13 protein-coding genes are annotated in these 18,743 nt (G+C 72.3%); all 13 read right to left on the bottom strand.

Annotated elements, in window-relative coordinates:
* Nucleotides 1-49: 49 nt before the first annotated feature.
* The 13 genes from GWK25_RS35030 to GWK25_RS34970 all read right to left on the bottom strand — a co-directional run bounded on the left by GWK25_RS35030 (nucleotide 50) and on the right by GWK25_RS34970 (nucleotide 18,720).
* On the bottom strand, nucleotides 50-1,807 hold the full coding sequence (locus GWK25_RS35030; protein ID WP_215455526.1) for an FHA domain-containing protein: 1,758 nt from the start codon (nucleotides 1,805-1,807) through the stop codon (nucleotides 50-52).
* A gap of 145 nt (nucleotides 1,808-1,952) precedes the next feature.
* Nucleotides 1,953-3,299, bottom strand: a complete 1,347-nt coding sequence (locus tag GWK25_RS35025; protein WP_215455525.1) for a VWA domain-containing protein — start codon at nucleotides 3,297-3,299, stop codon at nucleotides 1,953-1,955.
* 142 nt (nucleotides 3,300-3,441) lie between these two features.
* A complete protein-coding gene (locus GWK25_RS35020) occupies nucleotides 3,442-4,761 on the bottom strand; it encodes a PP2C family serine/threonine-protein phosphatase (RefSeq protein WP_215455524.1) in 1,320 nt (439 codons plus the stop codon).
* Entirely contained in the window at nucleotides 4,762-7,581 is a 2,820-nt protein-coding gene (locus GWK25_RS35015; protein ID WP_215455523.1) for a serine/threonine-protein kinase, read from the bottom strand.
* A complete protein-coding gene (locus GWK25_RS35010) occupies nucleotides 7,578-8,903 on the bottom strand; it encodes a hypothetical protein (RefSeq protein WP_215455522.1) in 1,326 nt (441 codons plus the stop codon). The genes GWK25_RS35015 and GWK25_RS35010 overlap by 4 nt, the downstream gene beginning before the upstream one ends.
* 67 nt (nucleotides 8,904-8,970) lie before the next feature.
* The gene (locus tag GWK25_RS35005) at nucleotides 8,971-10,020 is read right to left on the bottom strand and encodes a glutamate ABC transporter substrate-binding protein (protein ID WP_215455521.1); all 1,050 of its coding nucleotides are present in this window, start codon (nucleotides 10,018-10,020) and stop codon (nucleotides 8,971-8,973) included.
* A 20-nt stretch (nucleotides 10,021-10,040) separates the two neighbouring features.
* Entirely contained in the window at nucleotides 10,041-11,516 is a 1,476-nt protein-coding gene (locus GWK25_RS35000) for a hypothetical protein (protein ID WP_215455520.1), read from the bottom strand.
* 276 nt (nucleotides 11,517-11,792) lie between these two features.
* Nucleotides 11,793-12,749, bottom strand: coding sequence for a BadF/BadG/BcrA/BcrD ATPase family protein (locus GWK25_RS34995; protein WP_215457820.1), 957 nt, complete (start codon nucleotides 12,747-12,749; stop codon nucleotides 11,793-11,795).
* 86 nt (nucleotides 12,750-12,835) lie between these two features.
* Complete coding sequence (locus tag GWK25_RS34990) at nucleotides 12,836-14,101, bottom strand: 6-phospho-beta-glucosidase (protein WP_215455519.1); 1,266 nt, start codon at nucleotides 14,099-14,101, stop codon at nucleotides 12,836-12,838.
* Between the two features lie 7 nt (nucleotides 14,102-14,108).
* Nucleotides 14,109-15,008: a carbohydrate ABC transporter permease gene (locus GWK25_RS34985; RefSeq protein ID WP_215455518.1), complete on the bottom strand. Its 900-nt coding sequence runs from the start codon at nucleotides 15,006-15,008 to the stop codon at nucleotides 14,109-14,111.
* Complete coding sequence (locus tag GWK25_RS34980; RefSeq protein WP_215457819.1) at nucleotides 15,008-15,949, bottom strand: carbohydrate ABC transporter permease; 942 nt, start codon at nucleotides 15,947-15,949, stop codon at nucleotides 15,008-15,010. The genes GWK25_RS34985 and GWK25_RS34980 overlap by 1 nt, the downstream gene beginning before the upstream one ends.
* Nucleotides 15,950-15,989: 40 nt before the next feature.
* Nucleotides 15,990-17,327 (bottom strand): ABC transporter substrate-binding protein, encoded by a 1,338-nt coding sequence (locus GWK25_RS34975; RefSeq protein ID WP_215455517.1) that lies wholly within the window; start codon nucleotides 17,325-17,327, stop codon nucleotides 15,990-15,992.
* A gap of 133 nt (nucleotides 17,328-17,460) precedes the next feature.
* Nucleotides 17,461-18,720: an ROK family transcriptional regulator gene (locus GWK25_RS34970; RefSeq protein ID WP_215455516.1), complete on the bottom strand. Its 1,260-nt coding sequence runs from the start codon at nucleotides 18,718-18,720 to the stop codon at nucleotides 17,461-17,463.
* Nucleotides 18,721-18,743 lie beyond the last annotated feature (23 nt).

The following is an 18,743-nucleotide window of genomic DNA, read 5'->3' as shown; positions in this document are numbered from 1 at the left end:
CGAGGTGTCCGGTCGGCCCTGAGCCGTGTCGCACTGCCGTCGGGGCGGGTCAGCCCCGGCGGATCGTGATCGTCGTCCACGCGCCCACGTGGACCCGGTCCCCGTCCTGGAGGGGGATCGGGACGAAGGGCTGGATGGGGTCCTCGGAACCGTTGACCGTGGTGCCGTTCGTGGAGTTCTGGTCGACGACAGCCCAGCTGCCGTCGGGCTGCTGCACCAGTACCGCGTGCTGGTGGGAGACGCCCGGGTCCTCCGGTGGCACCGAGAGATCGATGTCGGGGGTGTCGCCGGTGGAGTGGCGGCGCCGTCCGATGGTGATCTGGTTGCCGGTGAGGGCGCGCCGCTGCTCCGGGGAGTACGCGGGCAGGTTCAGGCCCGCGGCCTCCGGGCCCGAGCGCTGCATCATCGCCATGAAGTAGTCGCGGTCGGGGCCGATGGTCGCGCTCCAGGTCGTCGGCGCCTGCGGGTACGCGGGGCCGGGCGGGGCCTGGGTGGCACCGGGCTGCGGATAGCCGTAGCCACCCGGACGGGCACCCGCGCCGCCGGGACCGCCGGGTCCACCCGCACCGCCGGGGCCGCCGGATCCGCCCGGGCCGGTCGATGGCGGGGAGATCACCCAGTCGTCGTCACCGCCGAACGAGGGGCCGCCACCGGAACCGGGGCCGCCGGGCTGCGGGCGCCGGGTCTCCTGCGGGAAGGCGGGCGGAGCGGTGGCTCCTGCCTGCTGGAACGCCTGCGGCGCGCCACCGCCGGGACCGCCACCGGGGCCCTGACCGCCGCCGGGACCCTGACCACCCGGGCCGCCGGGGAAACCGGAAGCGCCAGGTCCGCCGGGGCCGCCCGGACCACCCGGCGTAGGGCCGGGCGGCGGCGGAACCGGTCGCGAGGGGTCGCCGCCGAAGCCGGAGGGCCCGGGACGTGAGGGTTCACCGCCGAAGCCCGAGGGCCCGGGGCGTGAGGGGTCGCCGCCGAAGCCCGAGGGGCCGGGTCGCGAGGGGTCACCACCGAAGGCCGAGGCCCCGGGGCGTGAGGGGTCTCCGCCGAACGCGGACGGACCGCCCTGGCCGGGGCCCGGCTGGCCCGAAGGCCCGCCGCCGAACCCGGAGGGGCCTCCCGGCCCCGACGGGCCACCGGGACCCCCCGGGCGTCCGGAGCCACCGGGACCCTGACCGGCGTGCCCGCCGGGCCCACCCGGGCCCGACGGCTCGCCGCCGAACGGCGGTCCCGGCGGGATCGGCTCGGCGGGACGGTTCACCTGGGAGGGGCGGGAACTCTGGTAGTCGTACCCGTCACCGCCGCCGTAGGACGGCGGAGGCGGCTGCTGGAAGCGGAGCGCCGGGTTCCCGCCGGCGCCGGGACCGCCGGGACCGGCACCCGACGGACCGGGGCCGCCGGGGCCGCCGGGTCCACCCGGACCGGGACCCGGCCCGGGAGCCGGGGGCCTCGGCGCGGCAGGCGTGTACGTCGTCGCCGTGTTGGTCAGGAAGTTCCACCGGCACTCCTCGCAGAAGGGCGCGCCGCCCTCGCGGGGCGTGCGGCACTGCGGGCAGAGTTCCGGCTCGGCGGCGAGGTGCGGGCGTCCACCGGGACCCCCTGGGCCCCCTGGACCTCCAGGTCCCGGGCCTCCGGGACCCCCCGGGCCGCCCGCGCCGGGAGGCGGGGGAGGGGAGCCGGGCGGCGGGTAACCGTAACCGGCGCCCGGAGGCGGCGGTGGAGGCGGCGGGGGCACGGCACCGGCCATACGGTGACCGCAGACCTCGCACCAGTCGTCGGAACCCGACTGGTGTCCGTTCGGGCAGGTCGGCATGTCGGCGCTTCCCCCTCTCCTTTCCGGCCTCACGGCCGGTTCCTGTGGCCGCGACGGGCCGGTGTGGCCGCTTCCGTCCGGATCCCCGGTGGGGGAGCCAGGCTCAGTGCAGCGGTGTTTCCGGGTGTTTCCAGTTTGCTTGCAGCTACTTCTTTACACGAACAGTCTTTGTGGACCGTGTCTCGAGAGTCATCTCGTCGGCCTCTGTGACCTTCGCCTTCAGTCGCACAGTACCTGTCGCCGCGTCGACCACGTCCACCACCTTCGCAAGCAGTTTCGCAGTATCCGCGTTCCCCGAGGCGCTGGCGAGCTGAACGGCCCGTCCCAGCTTGGCCGTTGCTCCGTCGAAATCACCGGATTTACGGGCATCCAGACCCTGCTGGATGACTTGTGCCAGTTCGGCCTGGCCCGTGTAGTGCGCGACCTGGGGGTTGATCGACGTGGACGCGACCATGTCGTCGGTCCACACGGCCTTCACCAGACCCTGGGCGCCGAGGTTCTGCGCGCTTCCGTCGGGCTGGGGAATGACGAGGGAGACCCGGGCGGCCAGCATCTCCTGGCCCAGGTCGGCGGCCGGGACCTCGACGCACACGTGGTAGTCGCGGGACTCGTCCCCCCACGAGCCGGTCGGGTAGTCCCCGGCGCGCGGTCCCGCCTCGGTGCGACGGTCGGTCAACTCCTCGACCGTGGGCGCCACTTGCTTCACGAACTTGATCTTCGTGCCGACCGGGGTCCAGACCCGGAGGGCGACATCGGCGACCTCCTTGCCCATGGCCGCCTCCATCATCTGTGTGAAGTCCGCGGCCAGGGCGGCCGGGTCGGCCACGATGTCGGCGGTGCCGAGCAGCGCGGAGGCGATGCCCGTGACCTCTTTCACTTCCCAGTCGGTGCCCACTCCACGCGCGTCACACGTGAACCGTCCGGCACAGGCGTCCAACGCGGCCTTCAGATCCTCGGCCGACTCGTGCTCGTTGCGGCCGTCGGTGAGCAGGATGCCGTGACGGATGGCGACGTCCGCCGAGGCGAGCAGCCGGTCGGCGAGCTTCAGCCAGGTGCCGATGGCGGTGCCGCCGCCCGCGCTGAGCCTGCGCAGGGCCTGCTTGGCCTGGTCCCGGGTGGCGGAGTCGGCGATCGCGAGCCTGCCGCCGCCGGGGTAGACCTCCCGGGCCACGTGGGTGCCGTCGATCACCGCGAAGTGGACGCCGTCGCGCAGCGTGTCGATCGCGGCGGCCGTGGCGTCCCGGGCGTTGCGCATCTTGGTCGGCGGGTAGTCCATCGACCCCGAGCAGTCGACCATGAGCGCCACGGCGGCGGAGGGCCCCTGTCCGGGCGAGTACAGGTGCGGCGCGGCGACCGCGCTGCCGATGGTGCCGCCGCCGGTCGCGCTGACCGTCACGATGGCGTTCACCTCGCGGCCGCCCTCGGGCAGGTACTCGTTCTGGTACACCTCGACCGAGAACTGCGGCACGTTCGACTTCGAGAAATTGGCCATGCCTACTCTGATCCCCCTAGCGGCCCCACAGGACGTGGGGTGATGATCGTGCGTGCCCGTACCCGGACCGGTCCCCTCCGGTCCGTCGGCCGTTCCCGTCCGGCCGCCGGGGCGCCCGCGAACATCCGGCCCGCGAGCACCCTCAGGCCGATCCTGCCCCCTGAGGAGGGGCCGGGAACGGCAGGATCGCCACTGTTACGTTGTCGTGGCCACCTCCGTCGAGTGCGCGGCCCACCAGAACCTGCGCACAGCGCAACGGACGCTCGGCCGCGTCCAGCGGCACGGCCTCGGCCATTTCTTCGGCGGCCTCCGCGTAGTTCCACAGGCCGTCGGTGCACACCACGACTACACCCGGCCGGTCCGGTTTGAAGGAAGCGGTGTGCGGCTCCAGTTCGTAGGCGTCCGCGCCGAGCCAGCCGGTGATCGCGTGCGCGCGCTCGTCGGCGTACGCCTCGGCCTCGCTCATCAGCCCCGCGGACACCATCTGTGCCGCCCACGAGTCGTCCTCGGTGAGCCGGGCCGGGGGCGCGCTGCGGTCCACCGGCACCCAGTAGGCGCGGCTGTCGCCGACCCAGCCGACGACGAGCAGGTTCGGGGTGACGATCGAGCCGACGATGGTGCAGGCCGGCGCGTTCTGGTGCGGGGCGTGCTCCTGGGCCGTCTCCGGCTCCTCGGCGAGCGCGTTGACGGCGCTCGCGGCGGCGACGATCGCGTCGTGCATGGCCTGCTGCGGGTGGGTGCCGCGCGGCAGCGACTCCAGGACCGTCTCGTTGGCTGCGCGGGCCGCGGCGAGCGAGGCGTCGTCGGGGCGGGTCGCGGAGGACACGCCGTCGCAGACGATCGCGACGACCGCGGGGGAGCCGTCGGGCAGGGCGGTCGAGGAGATGGCGAACGCGTCCTCGTTGCGGTGGTGGCGCAGGCCCCGGTCGCTGACGGCGGCGACCGCGCCCAACTCCAGTTCCATGTGATCGCGTTCGCGGGGCTGGGCGTGTCCGCAGTTCTCGCAGTAGCCGTCCCGGTCGACGTGGCCCGCGCGGCAGGCCACGCACACCTTCATGCCGGCCGGCGGGGTGTCGAGGTCGGTGGTGCGCGGGTCCGGCGGCCGGGGCGCGGCCAGCGGGTACTCGTCGGGCTCGCGGGGCCGGTCGAACCGTACGCCCCGTCCCGGTCCGGACAGTTCGCCGCCGCCGGAGTCGGTGCCCTGGATGTCGGAGGGGCGGACCACCGGCGGGGGTGTGTCGGTGCTGGGTTCGGAGGCGACGGGCCAGTCCACGGGCGCCGCCTCGTCGGGCGCGGCGCCCGGCGTCCCGTTCATGGTGAGGGTCGGCTGGTCCTGCGGCCGTGCGGGGGCCGCCGAGAGGTCATGGCCGCACGCACCGCAGAAGCGGTCGTCCGATGCGAGGGGCCACTCGCAGATCGGGCACTTCGTCAGCGCGGTCGGCTGGGGCATCTGCGACATCAACTACACCCACGTCCGGGGGCGGTAACGGTTGGCACGTTCCACCAGGTCGATCCTCTCCTCGCCGCCTTGGGCGAGCCGGGCCAGTGTGCGGTACGCCCGCTCCAGTCCGAAGCGGAGGCCGCGCTCGTCCAGCGTGCTGCCCAGCAGCACCCGCTCGCCGGCCGGGGGCGCGGCGCCCTGGCCTCCGGAGAGTACCCAGTCCAGGGCGCAGCCGAGGACCTCTGTGGACAACTGCTCGCGGCGCACCGCGTCCAGACCGTATCCGGCGAGCGCCTCGATCTGCCCGGCGGCCGCGGTCAGGTCGTCCAGGAGGGGCGTCTCGGGGGAGGCTCCGGTCGGCGCGGCCGCGGAGGGGATGGTTCCGGACAGTCCGGCCCCGGTCGGGACGGCTCCGGACGCTCCGGACGCAGACGGGACGGTTGCGGACGGGTCGGCCCCGGGAGGTGTGGTCCCGGGAGGTGTGGTCCCGGCGGTCGCGGTCCCCGGAGTCACCGTCCCCGCCGACCCGGTTCCGCCCGCCAAGGCCCCCGCTCCGAGCGTCGCCTCGGCGCGGTGTCTGAGGCGCGCCCGTACGGCGGCGACCCGGGCGGCGGTGTAGTGGATCGAGGCCTCCGGTACGGACTCCAGGGTCCGCACGGCGTTCTGCCGGTCCCCGGCGGTCAGCCGCACCCGGGCGAGCCCGAACGCGGCGCTCACGAAGCTGGGGTCGGTCGTCCACACCAGGCGGTAGTACTCGGCGGCGTTGTCCAGCTGCCCCAGCACCTCGGCGCACAGGCCGAGGGCCAGCTTGGGGGCCGGCTCGCCCGGGAAGGCGTCGTAGATCGCGTCGAAGGACAGCGCGGCGTTCTCGTGGTCGCCGGTGGCGAGCGCGGCCACGCCCCGGTACCAGACCACCCGCCAGTCGTCGGGGTGGTCCCGCTCCAGGGCGTCCAGGGTGGCCAGGGCGATGGTGAACTCGGCCATCTCCAGCCGGGCCCGCAGCTCTCGCAGCCGCAGCTCCAGCGAGCCGCTGGGGGCCGCGTGCAGTGCCGTGATCAGCTCGGTCGGCGCGGAGGTCATCAGCCCCGCCAGGAACCCGGCGTTCGGGTCCCCCGGGTCCACGCGCGGCACCGGCAGCGCGAGGGCCGCGGCGGCGGTGTCGAGCTGCCGGGTGAGCCGGGCGGGGACGGCCGCGCCGCCGGTCAGCAGGATGGGCGTACCGGAAGGCGAACTGCCGTTCCCGGCCAGCAAGACGGAAGGCGAACCGCCGTTCCCGGCGAGGGAACCGGAGGGCGAACCGCCGTTCTTCCCGGTCACCTTGTCGCGCCGCACCCCCAGCCGGGACACGTCCCCGTCCAGCTTCGCGAACAGCTCCGTGTCCGTGACCTTCACCTCGGGCCCGAAGATCGTCGACAGGGCGGGCCGGGCGCGGCCCGTCTGGAGGGAGACGACCTCCCGCAGCACACCTGTCAGCTGCTCCGACATCTCCTGCGCGGAGGCGAACCGGCGGGCCGGGTCGGGGTCGGTGGCACGTACCAGCAGCCGGTAGAACGACTCGTACTGACGGAAGACCTCGATGTTGTCGGGGTCGGGCAGGGAGTCCACGAACACGTTCGTGTAGCCCTGGAAGTCGAAGGTGAGCACCGCCAGCGTGCGGGCGACCGTGTACAGGTCGGAGGCGACCGACGGGCCCACGTCGGCGACCTCGGGAGCCTGGTAGCCGACCGTGCCGTAGATGGCCGACTCGTCGTCGTCCATCCGGCGCACCGCGCCCATGTCGATCAGCTTGAGCTGGTCCTCGGTCTGGATCGCGTTGTCGACCTTGAAGTCGCAGTACAGCAGGTTCCGGCTGTGCAGGTGACCGAGCGCCTCCAGGGCCTCGATGCCGTACGCGCACGCCTGCTCCACCGGCAGCGGATCGCGGCGCCCGTCCGCCGTGCGGCGGTCGTTGGCGATCTCCTTCAGCGACTTGCCGCCCACGTACTCCATGACGATGTACCCGTCCAGCGAACCGGTGCGCTGGTCGAGGTGCTCGACGAAGTTGTAGATCCGGACGATGTTGGAGTGCTCGATCTCGGCGAGGAAGCGACGCTCGGAGATCGCGGCGGCCATCGCGTCCTGGTCGCCGGTGTCCAGCAGGCCCTTCAGCACGACCCAGCGGTCCGACACCGCCCGGTCTATGGCCAGATAGATCCAGCCCAGACCGCCGTGCGCGAGACAGCCCACCACCTCGTACTGGCCGCGCACGATGTCGCCCGAGTGCAGTTTCGGCACGAAGGAGTACGGGTGGCCGCACTTGGTGCAGAAGCCCTCCGTGCGGCCGGGCCGGTCACCGCGCGCCCGGCCGACCGGGGCCCCGCAGTCGGAGCGCGAGCAGAACCGCTTCCGCTCGGGCACCTCGGCGGTCTCCAGCACCATCGAACGCGGGTCGGGACGCGGCACGTCCGGGACCTGGACGAGACCCACGCCGAGCCGTGCCCGCCCCGAGGTGCCGGAGGTCTTGCCGGAGCTGCGCACCGACACCGAACGGCCCGTCGACCGCCCCGACAGGGCGCGGGAGAGCCGCCCGGAGACCGAGCGCCGGGACTGAGAGGAGCGCCCGGAGGTGCGCGCGGAGCGCGAGCTGCCGGAACCGGAGCCGCGCGAGCCCCGCCCACCCCCGGTGATGCCGGTGGGCGGGGAGTTGACCATGCCGCTCGCCGAGACGACCGGCGCGAGACCGCACTCGTCGCAGTACAGCTCGCCGCCGCCCACGTCCTCGTACGCACCCGAGCAACCGGGCCGCTGGCACGACTGCCGCGGTGTCTCCTCACCCGCCGGGCTCTCCTGCGTCTGACTCACGACTGCTCCTCCCTCCGGTCCTGCGGCGCGCGTTGGACCGGCACCGACTGGCCCAGCAGCTCGGCCGCCGCCTGCTGGTAGCGGAGCACCGCCATCTCGGCGACCCGCAGGTCGCACGGGGCGCTCCACAGCATGCGGCGCGCCGCGTCGTACCGCTCCACCAGCAGCGAGTCCTCCGCGAAGCCGTGCCGCGCGACCTTCGCCTTGTACGCGTCGAGGCGGCCGCGCAGCTCCGCGCGGACCGCCAGCGGCGCGGTGACCGCCGTCAACGACTCGCGGGCCCGCAGCAGTTCGTCGTCCGCCTTCTGCTCCAACGACTCCAGGAGCGGGGAGAGCCGGTGCCACTGCGCGTGTCTGCGGTACTCCGCCGCCATCGCCAACTGCTCCTGCAGCACCGTCGGCGGGCCGCTCACCACGGGCACCTCCGTCGCGGCGATCTTCGCCAGCACCTCACCGCGCGCGCTGCGCGCCTCGGCGAGCGTGCGGTCCGCGCGGCTGAGGACGTCCCGCAGCTTCACCAGCCGGGCCTCCGCGTCCTGCCGGACCGTCAGCACGGCGTCGATCTCCCGCCGCACGTCCTCCAGGGCGCGTGCCTCGCGGTCGTACGTCGAGGTGTCCGGGCGGCCGCCACCGGGCGCCGAACTGCCCGGCGCGGGCACCCAGAAGGCCAGCGGGTCCGAGACGACCTGCTCACGGAGCCGGGTCAGGGTGCGGGTGATCCGCTCCAGGTCGTCGCCGGCCGGATGCTCGCCGGGGCGTACGCCCACGGAGTGCGCGAGCTGACGGGTGCGCTGGAGCTCGGCGGCCAGTAGATCGATCCTGGCGGGCAGCGCGGACCACACCGCGTCGGCGGCCACGACCATGTCCAGCGAGGACGCGTACAGGTCGTTCATGCGGTCCACGAGTGTGACCAGCGAGAACTGTTCGCTGAGCCGGGTCGTGCCCTGCAGCGTCGGCGCGTTCGCCATCGCCGTCGCGGAGCCGGCGACCGTGACCGCCTCGCCGCGCAGCAGTTCGGTCAGCTCCACCAGGTCCTCACGGCTGGACCAGCGGCGCCGCGAACGGATCTGCCGGGCGCTGTGCAACGCGTCCGTGTACGCGTCGAAGTACGCCCACAGCAGCGTGATCGACGCGTCCGCGGCGGTCCAGCGCTCCTTGGTGACGCCGGTCAGCTCGGCGCCTTCGAGCAGCCTGCGGCCCGCGTGGTCCTGGAGGGCGAGCAGCGAGGTCTCGATGGCCTCGTGCTCCGCGCCGAGCCGCGCGAGCGCACGGTCCACCTCGTCCCGGTCCATCACCGGCCCGGTGGATCCCGCGACGCCCATCGATCACCTCTCGCTGCTGTCGGTGTCCGTCAGTTGAATGCGGTCCTCGTACGTCGGTCCTGGTACGTCAGTCTCGGTACTGCTGGGGGGCGGGTGGCTTGGACCGCGCCAAGTCCGGCCCGAGGGTCTCGGACAACCACTTGTCGTAGGAGTCCTGCCAGCCGTCCTTGAGGTAGTCCACCAGCACCTGATTGACCCGGCGTACCAGATCCCTGTCCTCCTGGTTCATCGCCACGCCGTAGTACTCGGTGGTGAACGGCTCGCCCACCAGCTTCACGGTCGGGTCCTGCGCCGCCTGGCTCGCGGCGAGGGCGCCGTCGGTGACCACGGCGTCGACCTGGCCGAGCTGGAGCCTCACCAGGCAGTCGAGTTGGTTGGGAACGGTCAGGGAGATGTCGGTGGAGTCGGGCAGCTTGCCCGACTTCTTCCCCGCCTCCAGGGTGGACCAGGCGGTGGAAGTGTCCGCCGTGCAGACCTTCTTGTCCGCCAGCGTCTCGCCGTAGCCCTTGATCGTCGAGGACTTGGGGGCCAGGATCTGCTGCCCGGTCTTGAAGTACGGCTGGGAGAAGGCGACATCCTGCATGCGGTCGCAGCTGATCGTCATCGTGCGGACCACCATGTCGACCTCCCCCTCCTGGAGCGCGGGGATCCGTCGGCTGGTGGGAATCGCCTTGAAGCGCACCTTCTCCCGGTCGCCGAGTATCTCCTCGGCGATGCGGTGCGCGATGTCGATGTCGAAGCCCTCCAGTTGGGCGTCGTCGTTCGTGCTGTTCGGGTCGCGGTAGCCCCAGCGGTAGCTGTTCTGGTCGACGCCGACCGTGATGTGGTCGTTCTTCTCGATGCGCTCGATCGCCTTGTCGGACGCGTCGGAGGAGGGCCGCAGGCTCTTGTTCTGCGGGTCCTTCATGGTCTTGCAGTCGTCGGCCCGCACCTGTGTGCCCCGGGCCGTGCCCTGGCCCCCGGCGCCCGTTCCGCCGTCGCCGCGGGTGCTCTTCACCGGCAGCACCAGGGCGAAGACCAGGGTCAGGGCGCAGAGGACCGCCATCGCGCCCACGCCGCCCCAACCACTGAGGCCGGCCCGCAGGCGCCGTACCGCACGTGTCGCGAGCCCTTCCACCGTGCCTCCTCCCGCCGCCGTCACCGGTACTCCGAAAGCCTGCGCCCGATGCCCAGCACCGCGCCCGCCGCGCCCAGGACGGCCAGTACGGCGGCGCCCACCGGGAGCCCGAGCATGGCGGCACGGCCACTTCGGGCAGCAGCCTTGAACTCGTCCTTCTCGTAGGTGCTCGCGAGGCCCAGATTCGTGTCGACCTGGTCGAAGCACTGCCCTGTCGGCCTGTCACCGTCCGGGCAGTCGTCCGTGGCCTTGCCGCCGATCACCTGGTCCCGAGCGCACTGGTAGTCGCCCCTGTCGTCGGCTTTGCGGGCCTTGCCGTGCCGCGCCTTCCACTCCTCCATGGCGAGGCCCGCGGCCCGCACGGGCTTCGCGCCGCCGCTGTCGTCGGCCAGTCGCTCGGCGGCGGCCAACCGGTCCTCGAGGTTGCGCATTTCCTTCTTGAAGTTGTGGTCGAACTCGTCCACGGTCGTCTCCTCGCCGTCGACCGTGATCTTGATCGACTGCGCACCCCGGCTGATCAGCGTCAGGTTCTCGTTGCCCCGGGCGGTGAGGGAGGCGATGCGGGCGTCGTTGAGGACGGTCAGCGACCGTACGCCGTGTTCGTAGGAGTCGTTCAGCCCCGCACGGGCGAGGGTGTGGCCCCCGGCCAGCCACAGCAGGACCACGGTGGAGGCGGCCGTCGCCGCGACCAGGCCGTGGTTCAGCACCCGGTTGGTGCGCCGGTAGTTGCGCCGCTGCGCCCAGACGAGGCCGCCGATGGCGAGGGCGCCGAGGCCGAGCGCGGCCCAGGGATACGCCGTGGCGTCCGCGTAGTCGTCGCGGAGCCGCTCGTTCTCGTTGTCGTAGATGCTCTGTGCCTCGCCGAGCATGTTCTGCATCTTGTCGTTCGCGTAACGCAGATAGGCGCCGCCCAGCGGGTAGCCCAGCCGGTTGTTGGCGCGGGCCCGCTCCACCAGACCCTTGTACTCGGGCAGCAGGGCGTTCAGCTTGGCGATGCGCTGCTCGGAGTCGGAGCCGGACTTGGACGCGGTCGCGGCGAAGGCCAGGTTCCGCGCGGCGTTCCCCATCTCCCGCTCGTACACCTCGCGTGACTCCGGGGTCTCCTGCCCACCCGCGAGAAAGCCGCTGGAGGCGGCCGTGTTGGCGGCGGCCAGGGAACTGTAGATCTCCGCCGCCGCCGAGCTGAGCGGCTGGCTGCCGTGGAGGACGTCGTCGGCGGCGGCCGCGCGGTCGTTCATCTGCCAGGCGGTGACCGAGCCGAACGCGATGACGAGGAGGGCGAGGACGGCGCCGATGATGCGCAGCCGGCCGGGCTCCGTCGTTGCGGCCGCGCGCAGTTGGTCGACGCCCTCGGCGAACGCCGTCCGGCGCGGCGGCCCGCCGTCCGGGGCCGGCGCGGGGGACCTCGGTACGGGTGCGGCCTGCGACGGCACGGCGGGGCCCGGGCCCGTGGGTGGTGCCGTCGGTGCCGCGCTGCCCTCCGGCGTGAATGTCACCTGACCTCCCCCTGGTCATCCGTCCATCGCTTCCGCCCGCTCGCGCGGACAGAGGTGCACGGCCGCAAGTATCGCCGTCGGGACTGACGACGCACAGACCTTGACTCGATCTTGTTCCCCGATCGTGTCCGTAGGCACCGTGCGTGTCGAATTCCGGCGCAGCACAAGGCTTCCCGCACCACCCCCTGCCCATGAATACGCGGTGGGTTCGGGTTCGGTTCCCTGGGGGTTCGAACACGTTCGAGGGGGAGATCGGGGGTGGTGCGGGGGGCGCGGTCAGCCTCTTTCGTAGTGCGCCCGCACGCGGGCGTGCGCGCCGCGCGGCGCGCCCACGTGGTCGAGGCCGAGCAGCGCCGCGCCCAGCACCGGGGCGGCCGTGACCACCCGGGGGACGGCCTTGGGTGCGGCGGCGGCCAGCGCCTCGCGGATCCGGGCGTCGAGCAGGGGATGCCGGGCGGCGAGGACCCCGCCGCCGAGGAGGACGGGGGTCTCCTCGCCGAGGAGGTCCAGGCGGGTCAGGGCGACCGTCGCCATGGCCACCACCTCCTCGGCCATCCGGTCCACCAGTGCACGGGCCACCGGGTCGCCGCCGGTCGCCGTGGCGAAGAGGACCGGGGTCAGCTCGTGGCGGCGGACGGCCGGGAGGTGTCCCAGGTGCAGGGCCTCGATCAGGGCGTACACGGAGTCCAGGCCGAAGTGCGCGGGCAGTGTCCGGGCGAGTGCCGTGGGGCCGCCCCGCCCGTCCTCGGCGCGCGCCGCGTGCCACATCGCCTCCTCCGCGAGGCCCCAACCGCCGCCCCAGTCACCGGAGACGCGCCCCAGCGCGGGGAAGCGGGCGGTGCGGCCGTCGGGGCGCATGCCGACGCAGTTCACGCCGGCGCCGCACACCACCGCCACGCCCCGGGGCTCGGCCACCCCGGCCCGCAGGATCGCGAAGGTGTCGTTGCGGACCTCGACGGTCGTGCCCCAGGCGCGCGTGCGCAACGCCGCCGCCAGGCGCTGTTCCTCCACGGGGAAGTCGGCGTTCGCGAGACAGGCCGAGACATGGTCGACCGAGGCGACCCGGGCCTCGGCGAAGGCCCGTCGTACGACCTCCGCGAGGCCGTCGACCGCCGTGGTCACCCCGACCGTCGGCGGCTGGAACCCCCCGCCGCGCGCCGCGCCCAGCACTTCCCCGTCGGGCGCGATCACCGCGACGTCGGTCTTGCTGTTGCCCGCGTCGACGGCGAGCACACTGCCGGACCCGGCGTCGGGCCCGCGCACGCCCGAGGCCGAATCGGCCCGGGCACCCGCGGTCGAACCCTCGCGTACGCCGTCGCTCATGCCCACGCGAGGTGCTCCCGGTTGTGGGCGAGGAGCCGGTCGGTCAGGGCCTCGGCGTACTCGTACTGGCCGATCAGGGGATGGGAGAGCAGGGCTCGGAACACCCGGTCCCGGCCGCCGCGCAGGGCCGCGTCGAGGGCCAGGTCCTCGTACGCGGTCACGTTCGCCATCAGGCCCGCGTACAGCGGGTCCACGGTCGGGACCGGCAGCGGGGCCGCGCCGTGCGGACCCACGGCCGCCTGCACCTCGATCACCGAGTCGGCGGGCAGGAACGGCAGCGTGCCGCCGTTGAGGGTGTTCACCACCTGGTGCGGGCTGCCCCCGTCGCCCAGGAGCGACGCGGCGAGGTCGACGGCCGCCTCCGAGTAGAAGGCCCCGCCCCGCCTGGCGAGCAGCGCGGGCTTCTCGTCGAGCGCCGGGTCGGCGTACATCTCCAGCAACTCCCGCTCCATCGCGGCCACTTCGGCGGCGCGGGAGGGCTTGGTCCCCAGCTCCCGTACGACCTCGTCGTGGGCGTAGTAGTAGCGCAGGTAGTAGGACGGGACCACGCCGAGGCGGTCCAGGACCGGGCGGGGCAGGCGCAGGTCGGCCGCGATCCGCTCGCCGTGGTCGGCCAGCAGCTTCGGCAGGACGTCCTCGCCCGCGGGGCCGCCGAGGCGGACCCCGGTCTCCCAGGTGAGGTGGTTGAGGCCCACGTGGTCCAGGTGGACCTCGGCCGGGGCCACGCCGAGGTGCGCGGCGAACTTCCGCTGGAGGCCGATCGCCACGTTGCACAGGCCGACCGCCTTGTGACCGGCCCGGAGCAGGGCGCGGGTCACGATCCCCACCGGATTGGTGAAGTCGATGATCCAGGCGTCCGGGTTGGTCCGGCGCACCCGCTCGGCGATGTCCAGGACGACCGGGACCGTGCGCAGCGCCTTGGCCAGGCCGCCCGCGCCGGTGGTCTCCTGTCCGACGCAGCCGCACTCCAGCGGCCAGGTCTCGTCGCGCTCACGGGCGGCCTGGCCGCCGACGCGGAGCTGGAGGAGCACGGCGTCCGCGCCCTCGACGCCCCGGTCCAGGTCACCGGTGGTGACGATCCGGCCCGGGTGCCCCTGCCGGGCGAAGATGCGCCGGGCCAGGCCGCCGACCAGCTCCAGCCGGTCGGCGGCCGGGTCGACGAGCACCAGCTCCTCGATCGGCAGCGTGTCCCTGAGCCGGGCGAACCCGTCGACGAGTTCGGGAGTGTAGGTCGACCCTCCGCCGACCACGGTGAGCTTCATAGCTGTATCAACCCTTTACTCCGGTCAGGGTGACGCCTTCGACGAACGCCTTCTGGGCGAAGAAGAACACGAGGATCACCGGGGCCATGACCAGCACGGTCGCGGCCATGGTCAGGTTCCAGTCGGTGTGGTGCGCGCCCTTGAAGGACTCCAGGCCGTAACTGAGCGTCCAGGCGGCCGGGTTCTCGGAGGCGTAGATCTGGGGTCCGAAGTAGTCGTTCCAGGCGTAGAAGAACTGGAAGAGCGCGACGGCAGCGATGCCGGGCTTCGCCATCGGCAGGACGACCCGCAGCAGGGTGCGCAGTTCGCCGCAGCCGTCGACCCGGGCCGCGTCCAGGTACTCGTCGGGGATGGTCGTCAGGAACTGCCGCAGCAGGAAGATGGAGAACGCGTCACCGAACGCCATCGGGATGATCAGCGGCCACAGCGAACCGGACAGGTCCAGCTGCTTGGCCCAGAACAGGTACATCGGGATCACCACGACCTGCGGCGGCAGCATCATCATCGAGATGACCAGCATCAGCGCCAGATTACGGCCGCGGAAGCGGAACTTGGCGAGCGCGTACGCCACGGGGACGGACGACACGACGGTGAGGACCGTGCCGAGTCCCGCGTAGACCAGGGTGTTGCGCCACCAGGTCAGGAAGCCGGGGGTGTCGAGGACCTGGCGGTAGTTGCCCCACTCCCAGGTGTCCGGGAGCAGATCGCGGGTGAGTGCCTGCTGGTCGCTCATCAACGAGGTCAGCACGACGAAGACGAAGGGCAGCGTGAAGAACAGCGCGGCGGCGACGCCCAGCGAGTGGACGGCGATCCACTCCAGCAGGGCCCGGCGGCGGGCGGCCCGCCGGCTGTCCGGGGCGGCCACCGTCACGAGGGGTTCCTCGCGTACGTCCAGTACCTGGGTCATCAGCCACCTGCTCCGATCAGTCCGCCCCGGCGTCGCATCAGCAGCGCCGTGAACACCATCGACAGGGCGAACAGCACGAGGGCGACCACACAGGCGGAGCCGTAGTCGAAGCGCTGGAAGCCCAGGTTGTAGACGAGCTGGGGCAAGGTCAGGGTCGACTTGTCCGGGTAGCCCGGCTCGAACTGCTGCCCGGAGCCGCCGATGATGCCGGAGGCGACCTTCCCGGCCACCAGGGGCTGCGTGTAGTACTGCATGGTCTGGATCACGCCAGTGACCACGGCGAACATCACGATCGGCGAGATGCTCGGCAGGGTCACGTACCGGAACCGCTGCCAGGCCGATGCCCCGTCCAGTTCCGCGGCCTCGTACTGCTCCTTCGGCACGTCGAGCAGGGCGGCCATGAAGATCACCATCAGGTCGCCCACACCCCACAGCGCGAGCGCGGTCAGCGCCGGCTTGGACCACGTGGGGTCGGTGAACCAGCCGGGTGTCGGCAGACCGAGGTCGCCCAGGATCGCGTTGACCGGCCCGGTCCCGGGGTTGAGGAGGAAGACGAAGGCCAGGGTCGCGGCGACCGGCGGGGCGAGGTACGGCAGATAGAAGAGGGTGCGGAAGACACCCGCCCCGGTCCTGATCCTGGTGATCAGCAGGCCGACACCGAGCCCGAAGAGCACCCGGCAGGTGACCATGGCCAGCACCAGCCAGAGGGTGTTGCGCAGGGCCGGCCAGAACATCGGGTAGTCGGAGAAGACGTAGGACCAGTTGCCCAGGCCGCGGAAGACCGGGGTGCCGAATCCGTCGTACTTCATCAGCGAGAAGTACACGGTGGACACCAGCGGATAGGCGAAGAAGACGCCGAACCCGATGAGCCACGGTGACAGGAAGGCCACCGTCCGAAGCGCCGACCTGCGGCGCTTCGAACGGAGCGTGTGCGAGGACACGCGCAGCGAGTGCGTGGACATCCGACGGATACCGCTGCCGCTACTTCGCCTGCGCGATGTCGGTGTCGATCTGCTGGGCGGTCTTCTCCAGCCCCTTTTGCAGGTCCGTCACCTTGCCGGACTCGTACTGGTAGCCGAAGTCCTGCAGCGTCGTCTGGTAGGTGGAGCCGTTGACCGAGGCCGGCGGGGTGTTCGAGTGCTTGTTCTGGGCGATGTCCAGGAACGTCTGGAAGCCCTCGTCCACCTTCAGGTCGGGCGACTTCAGCGCCGCGAACGTGGACGGCACGTTGTGGATGGCGTTGGCGAAGGACACGACGGCCTCGGTGTCGGTCGTCAGGTACTTCACCAGCTCCCAGGCCGCGTTCTGCTTGTCGCTCTGCGGGGCGATGCCGATGATCGTGCCGGAGAGGAAGCCCTTGCCGTACTCGTCCACCTCGTCGTCGGCCACGGGCATCGGCGCGGTGCCGATCTCGAAGTCGGTCCCGGCGGCCTTCGCCATCCCGAGCCGCCACTCGCCGTCCAGCTGCATGGCCACCTGCCCCGTCTGGAACGGGTGCTTGGCCCCCCACTCGTCACCGAAGGTGTTGCGGTACCTCTCCAGCTTCTCGAAGCCGCCGAGGGAGTCCACCAGCTTCTTCTGGTACGTGAACATCTCCGCGAACGCCGGGTCCTTGGCGATGTTCGACTTGCCGTCCGCGTCGAAGTAGGCGTGGTCCCACTGCGACATGTAGTGGTCCACGACCGTCTCGTAGCCGTGGTAGTTCGGCATGAAGCCCAGCTGGGAGTAGCTGTCGCCCTTCGACTTGGTCAGCTTCTTCGCGACCTCGGCGAACTGGGACCACGTCTTCGGCGGCGCCTCGATGCCGGCCTTCCGATACGCGTCCTTGTTGTAGTACAGCCCGTACGCGTCCCCCAGCAGCGGCAGCGCGCACCGGGTGCCCTCGAACTGTGTGTAGTCCAGCATCGGCTTCGGGATGATCTTGTCGAGGTCGAGCTTGGACTTCTCGATGAAGGGCTTCAGATCGGCGAAGGCCCCGGAGGAGCAGAACTTGCCGATGTTGGACGTGGTGAACGAGGACACCACGTCCGGCCCCTTCGAACCGCCCGCCCGCAGCGCCTGGTTGAGCTTGTCGTCGTTGATGTTCCCGACGACCTTCACCGTGATGTTCGGGTGCTCCTTCTCGAACTGGTCCACGTTCGCCTGGATCGCCTTCACCTCGCCGGGGGCGCTCCACCCGTGCCAGAAGGTGATCGTCGTCTTGGCGTTCGGGTCGTCGGAGGCGGTGGCCCCGGACTGCCCCGTACAGGCGGTGGCGAGCAGGGCGAGGGAGGCGGTGGCGGCGAGGGCGACCGCCGCGTTCTTGGATATTCCGGACATGGCGGAGTCTCCTGGGGAAGGAAGGGGGATCTGAGAGGAACGGGGCGCGCCCGGGAAACCCCAGGGGCGCGGGGAACTGCGCGACCAGCCACGGCGGACCGGCAGTGTTCGAGCGACCTGAAAGGCGGCCGACTCAGCGGAGCGTCAACGTGTCGAAGACCTCGTCACGCGTCGCCGCGAGCGCGCTCTCCAACGCGCCCCGCAGCACGGGGTGTTCACGTACGTCACCGAGCACGAGCCGCGGCCGGGAAGCCGCCAGCTCCGCCAGCTCGGCCTCGACGAGCGCCCGCAGCGGCTCGCCGCCGGCGGTCAGTGCCGTGCCGCTGAGGACGACGAGTTCGGGATCGAGCACGGCCACGAGGGACGCGATACCTGTCGCGAGCCCCGTGGCGTACGTGGACAGAAGCTGCCGGTGGGCCCCGGAGTCGACCTCGGCCGCCCGGGCCACGAGCGCCGCCGCGACCTCGGCGTACGGCCCCTCCGGCACCGGAGAGATCCCCAGCTCACGGGCGAGCCGGGGGATGATCTGCGAACCGGCGAGCTCCTGGAAGCCGCCGCTGTTCGCCTTGGTGACATGGCGGACCAGGGGCACGCCCGGGACCGGCAGGAAGCCGACCTCGCCGGCGCCCCCGGTGAACCCCCGGTGCAGCCGTCCGCCGAGGACGACCGCGGCGCCGAGGCCGCCCTCGTTCCACAGCAGAACGAAGTCGTCGTGGCCCTTGGCCGCGCCCAGCCGCTGTTCGGCGAGGGCGGCGAGGTTCACGTCGTTCTCGTACTCCACCGGCATCGGCAGCGCGGCGGCGAGTTCGTCGAGGAGGGTGGGGGAGTGCCAGCCGGGCAGGTGCGAGGCGTACCGCAGCCGTCCGGTGGTGGGGTCGAAGGCGCCCGGTGTGCCGATGACCAGCCGGTGCACGTCGGACCGGGTGAGTCCGGCGGCCTTGGCCGCCCCGTCGAGGGCGGCGGTGACCTGCCGTACGACCGGCTGGGCGGCACGGCGTCCGGGGGTGGGGACGGCGTGCTCGCCGACCGTGCGGCCGGTGATGTCGGCGACGGCGGCCAGGACCCGTTCGGGGGTGACGTCGAGGCCTGCGGCGTACGCGGCGGTCGGATCGACCGCGTAGAGCTGGGCGTTGGGGCCGGGTCGGCCCGTGCCGGTCCCGTCGGCGCCGGACCCGCCGGTGCCGGGGCCGCCGTCGCGGGGTCGGTCCGCGCCGGTGCCGGTGGCGACCACGAGGCCGGCGGCTTCGAGGCGGGCCAGGAGCTGGGAGGCGGTCGGCTTGGACAGTCCCGTCAGCCTGCCGAGCCGGGTCCGGGAGAGCGGGCCGTGCTCCAGCAGCAGATCGAGTGCGGCGCGGTCGTTCATGGCGCGCAGTACACGAGGGGTTCCTGCCATGGGTCCGCCACCTGCCCAACTGT

The sequence above is a fragment of the Streptomyces sp. ATCC 21386 genome, assembly GCF_018728545.1.
Classification (GTDB): Bacteria; Actinomycetota; Actinomycetes; order Streptomycetales; family Streptomycetaceae; genus Streptomyces.
This window is presented reverse-complemented; position numbering and strand designations above follow the sequence as displayed.